Genomic DNA, 5,080 nt, shown 5'->3' with positions numbered 1-5,080 from the left:
CTCAATGGTAGAATCTCAGCGTACGGGTATGCGGGGCCTCATCCGTCGAGAGAGATCACGAGGATACCCGCGGCATGCCGGGACGTGGAGTACCATGACGAAGAAAATCCTGGGTACGAAATTTGCAGACCAAAAACGCGGTGCCGGCACGGGTTCTACCGCCGACACCGGGGTTGCGGAAAAGATGAAGAAAACGGACAAGCTTGAACAGAGGATCCGCGAACTCGAGGAACGCAACAACGATCTCCTCGCGATGATCGAGAATTCCTACGACGCCATGGCCATAGCCGACGGCGAGAGCCGGCTCCTCCTTCTCAATCCGGCATTCGAGAGGGTCATGGGCATCAAGAGTGCCGAGATCATCGGTCGCAAGATCGGTGAGCTCGTCAAGGAGGGCATCTCGGATACCGGGGCGACGCTCAAGGTACTGGAGACGGGTAAAGCCCAGACGGTCCTCATCAATACGATCGCCGGGAGACAGGTGCTCTCCACGGGCATACCCGTCTTCGACAAGCACGGCAGGATATCCAAGGTCTATTGCAACCTCCGGGACATCACCGAACTCAACCACCTCAAGGAAAAATACAAACAGTCCCAGAAACTCGTATCCAAGTATCTCCTTGAACTCCACGAGGCAAGACGCATGCAGAAGATGCCTTCAGCGTTCGTGGCACACAGCGAACAAATGAAGCAGGTCATCGAAACAGCGTACCGTGTGGCACGGATCGACACGACGGTTCTCATCCTCGGTGAGTCCGGCGTGGGCAAGGACCTCATCGCACGGCTCATCCATGAGGCCTCTCCCCGGATGGAAACGGGCACCTTCGTAAAGATCAACTGCGGCGCCATACCTCCCGACCTCCTGGAATCGGAGCTCTTCGGCCACGAAGCCGGCGCCTTCACGGGTGCCAGAAAAGAGGGAAAGGCGGGATACTTCGAGATAGCCGATAAGGGCACGATCTTTCTCGACGAGATCGGGGACCTGCCCCTGCGCCTGCAGGTGAAGCTCCTTTCCGTCATCCAGGACCAGGAGGTGACGCGCGTGGGGGGCACAAAACCCAAGAAGGTGGACGCGAGGATAATAGCGGCGACAAACAGGGACGTGGAAAAGATGGTGAAAACCGGCAACTTCAGGGAAGACCTCTATTACCGGCTCAACGTCGTGCCCTTCTACATACCGGCCCTCAGGGAGCGGCGGGAAGAGATACCCTTTCTGATCAAACACTATCTCAATGAGTTCAACAACAGGTACAGTCTGAAGGTGAAACTGACCCAGGAGGTCGTCGAACTGTTGACCGCCTACAGATGGCCCGGCAACGTCCGCGAACTGGCGAACCTCGTGGAACAGCTCGTCGTGCTCGCCAACGAGGAGCTTGTCACGGTTGACCATCTTCCGAAAAGATTCAGCATCACGGACCGGAACGATCTTGCTGAAACGCGCGAGTTGAGGCCCCTTGAAGAGTCTGTGAGGGAGTTCGAGATAAAACTGATCAGGACCGCCCTCGATCAGTCAAAGTCCAATGAGGAAGCGGCCCATAAGCTCGGGATCAGTCTCTCCACCCTGGCACGACGCCTCAGGCAATTCAAAACTGACAGTCATTCCTGACACCACGCCGGAATCCCATGATCATTGGGCAAAACAGACCTGTTCCCCGGGTTGCCATGTCAGATATGACATGTTTTCGGGCATTTACCGGTTCACCGTGTATCCCTTATTCGCTATCAAACTGAAATAAAGAGATTTTCCATGCTGGCATCCAACTTGCATTCTCCTAATTCCGGAAACCAATACTTCAAGGGGGTACGGAATGAAAAAACTGGTTTTTTCCCTATTTGTTCTCATGGTCTTTGTCGCCCTGGTGGCTGCCGGTCCCGCATGGTCGAAAGAGCCCATCAAGATCGGCGGCATCTTTTCCCTGACGGGCTACCTGTCCTGGCTCGGGGAATACAAGAAGAAGGCCGCGGAGCTCAAGGTCGAGATGATCAATCAGGCCGGCGGAGTCAACGGCCACCAACTGGTCCTCATATCCTACGACGATAATTCTTCTCCCGAGCAGGCATCCAAAGTGGCCCAGAGGCTCATATCCAAGGACCAGGTTGTCGCCATGGCAGGGACAGCCTCCGTTCCGCTCTCCGGTGCCGTGGCATCCATGGCGAACAGGTACAAGATACCTACCATCATTAACTCCGGCTACGCCGTGGACACGAGCAAGGATCCCTATCTCTTCAACACATCCCACAAGACCGACTTCGCCGTCATCACCGCTTACAAGGTGTTCCAGAAGAAAGGCATCAAGAAGCTGGCGCTGCTCATGCCCATAGGCCCTCTCGGCGAGATCGGCGGAACGGCCGCCCGGAAATATGCGGCCGAGTATGGGGTCACCATCGTGGGCGAGGAAAAGTTCGACGTTAAGGCCGCCGATGTCACCGCTCAACTGGCGAAGATACGCAACATGAACCCGCAGGCCATATTTTCCTTCGTCACCGGTGAACCGGCAGCCCTCATAGGCAGGAACATGGACCAGCTCAGCTTCAAGGTCCCCCTCCTCGTCTCGCATGGAAACGCGAACCCGGGGTTCCTGAAACTCGTCTCCAACGTGCGCACGCAGATGCTCGTCCCGTCCGGAAAGGTCATGAAGCCCGAGGCGCTGCCCGCTAGCGACCCCACCAAAAAGGTCATCGTTGAGTTCAACAAGAAACATATCGCGAAGTATAAGGAACCGGCAAACTACTTCTCCGCGGAACTGGCCGACGCCATCGATCTCATCGCCGAGGGGTTGCGCACCTCAGGTGGCACCGATCCCGTGAAGCTTCGCGACGCCATCGAGAATATCAAGAACTTCGTCGCAATGCAGGGCGTTTACACGTTCACTCCCAAGGACCATCACGGCACCAGGCCGGACGACATGATCCTTCTTACCGTCAAGGCCGGGAAATGGGAAGTGCCTAAGTAAATGAAAGAGAGAACCCGCAGGGACCGATAAGGAGAGACCCGTGAGCGACATATCCCACCTCGTCCAGTTCCTCTTCAGCGGCATAACCGTGGGCAGTGTCTACGCGCTGATCGCCGTGAGCCTGGTCATCGTCTACAAGGTGTCCCAGCTCATCTGCTTCGCGCAGGGAGAGTTCTTCGTCTTCGGAGCGCTTACCATGACCACCCTTGTTTCGAAGGGGGTCCCGGTCCCTCTCGCCTTCTTCCTCTCGATCATCATAGCAATGGTCCTGGGAGCACTCATCCAGCAGGTCCTGATCCGGCCGATGAAGAACACCTCGGTCGGCGCGCTCATCGTCATGACCATTGCCATATCCCTTGCGCTGAGGGGTCTCGCGCTGCTCATATGGGGGAGGGAATCACATGTCCTCCCCCCTTTTTCCCGGGGAGAACCCATCCAGGTGCTCGGCGCCGCGCTGCAACTGCAGATACTCTGGATCGTCGGAATAACGGCGGTGGTTCTTCTCCTCATATGGTTCTTCTTTGAAAAGACCCCCGCGGGCATAGCCATGCGCGCCTGCGCGGAAAACCCCTACGGCGCGAGCCTGATGGGCATCAACACCCAGAGAACCACCCTGTTCGCCTGGGCCTGGGGTTCCGGCATCGGCGCGCTCGCGGGCATGGCCGTCGCTCCCATGCTGTTCACCCAGTACACAAGCGGGATCATGCCCATGGTGAAGGGCTTCATTGCCATGTCCATAGGGGGCCTCGGGAGCATCGTCGGGTCCGTCATAGCGGGGTTGCTCCTCGGCCTTGTGGAGTCATACACGATAGGCCTGATATCGTCAAAGTTCTCCGACACCATTGTCTTCGCCCTGCTCATGGCGGTGCTGGTGTTCAGACCCAACGGCCTCTTCAGCAGGTCCTAGGAAGGTGCGATGAACGCGTTGAAACGTTACTGGTGGCTGATACTGCTGGCTGCGATAGCCGTCTATCCCGTCATCGGAAAACCGTCGCCTTACAGGAGCGGGCTCCTCATCTTCGCGGGGATCTACATCATCCTCGCCGTCGGTCTTGACCTGCTCATGGGCTACACGGGACAGATATCGGTGGGCCACGCGGCCTTCTTCGCCGTAGGCGCCTACACCTCGGGGATCCTCACGGCGAAATACGGTTTTTCACCCGCGGCCGCGATGGGCGTCGGCGTTGTCTTCAGCGCGACGCTCGCGTTCCTCACGGGTCGCCCGGTGCTCGCGCTGAAAGAATACTATCTCGCGATGGCCACCCTAGCCTTCAACGAGATCGTGGTCACTCTCATCATCGGTTTTGAAGGGTTGACCGGCGGCGCATCGGGCCTTCGCGACATACCTCCCTTCACCATCTTCGGCTTCTCGCTCCTCAACCATCTTCATTATTACTACTTTGTCTGGACCGTCGTGGTCCTCGTCATCGCCAGCAGCATCGCCGTGGTCCGGTCCCCCTTCGGGCGGGCCCTCATTGCCATCCATTCCGATGAGCAGGCCGCGCGGTCTTTCGGTGTGGACTGCGCGAAGTACAAAACCCGCGCCTACATGCTCGCCGCCGTCTACGCTTCGATAGCAGGGTCCCTCTTCGCGCACTACATGGGCTTTATCGCCCCTGACGACTTCGGCATACTGACCTCGATAAACCTGCTTGTCATGCTCTTTCTCGGCGGCATCGGGACGATATTCGGTCCCGCCCTGGGGGCCCTCTTCCTCAAGCTGCTGCCGGAGATCACCTATCAATTCCAGGATTACGAGCTCCTCATCAACGGGATCATCCTTATCGTGGTGCTCGTGTTCTTCCCCAAGGGCCTCTTTGGAATATTCACGGCCCTCAAGAACAAGATCGTTCCACAGATGGACAAATGATGGATAAGAACGGACACATACTGACTATCAGCAGCGTGACCAAGACTTTCGAGGGGGTCAGGGCCCTCGACGACGTGAGCTTCAACGTCCGATCGGGCGATATCAAGGCACTCATCGGCCCCAACGGCGCCGGCAAGACAACCCTCCTCAATGCCGTCAGCGGGCTGAACCCCCCGACGCACGGCTCCGTCCTTTTTGAGGGCCGTGATGTCGTCGGATTGAGGACCGACCAGATCGCCTCGCTGGGCATGTCCCG

At 57.6% G+C, this 5,080-nt stretch carries 5 protein-coding genes; all 5 read left to right on the top strand.

Annotated features, from left to right (window positions below; all coding sequences use genetic code 11):
* The first annotated feature begins 94 nt into the window (after positions 1-94).
* The gene (locus GXX82_16870) at positions 95-1,606 is read left to right on the top strand and encodes a sigma 54-interacting transcriptional regulator (GenBank protein NLT24718.1); all 1,512 of its coding nucleotides are present in this window, start codon (positions 95-97) and stop codon (positions 1,604-1,606) included.
* 202 nt (positions 1,607-1,808) lie between these two features.
* Complete coding sequence (locus tag GXX82_16865; protein ID NLT24717.1) at positions 1,809-2,954, top strand: ABC transporter substrate-binding protein; 1,146 nt, start codon at positions 1,809-1,811, stop codon at positions 2,952-2,954.
* A 40-nt stretch (positions 2,955-2,994) separates the two neighbouring features.
* Positions 2,995-3,861: a branched-chain amino acid ABC transporter permease gene (locus tag GXX82_16860; GenBank protein NLT24716.1), complete on the top strand. Its 867-nt coding sequence runs from the start codon at positions 2,995-2,997 to the stop codon at positions 3,859-3,861.
* A 9-nt stretch (positions 3,862-3,870) separates the two neighbouring features.
* The gene (locus tag GXX82_16855; GenBank protein NLT24715.1) at positions 3,871-4,824 is read left to right on the top strand and encodes a branched-chain amino acid ABC transporter permease; all 954 of its coding nucleotides are present in this window, start codon (positions 3,871-3,873) and stop codon (positions 4,822-4,824) included.
* A partial coding sequence (locus GXX82_16850) for an ATP-binding cassette domain-containing protein (protein ID NLT24714.1) occupies positions 4,821-5,080 on the top strand: 260 nt, incomplete at its 3' end. The genes GXX82_16855 and GXX82_16850, both read left to right, overlap by 4 nt.

Origin of the sequence: Syntrophorhabdus sp. (genome assembly GCA_012719415.1) — a bacterium.
Classification (GTDB): Bacteria; Desulfobacterota; Syntrophorhabdia; order Syntrophorhabdales; family Syntrophorhabdaceae; genus Delta-02.
This window is presented reverse-complemented; position numbering and strand designations above follow the sequence as displayed.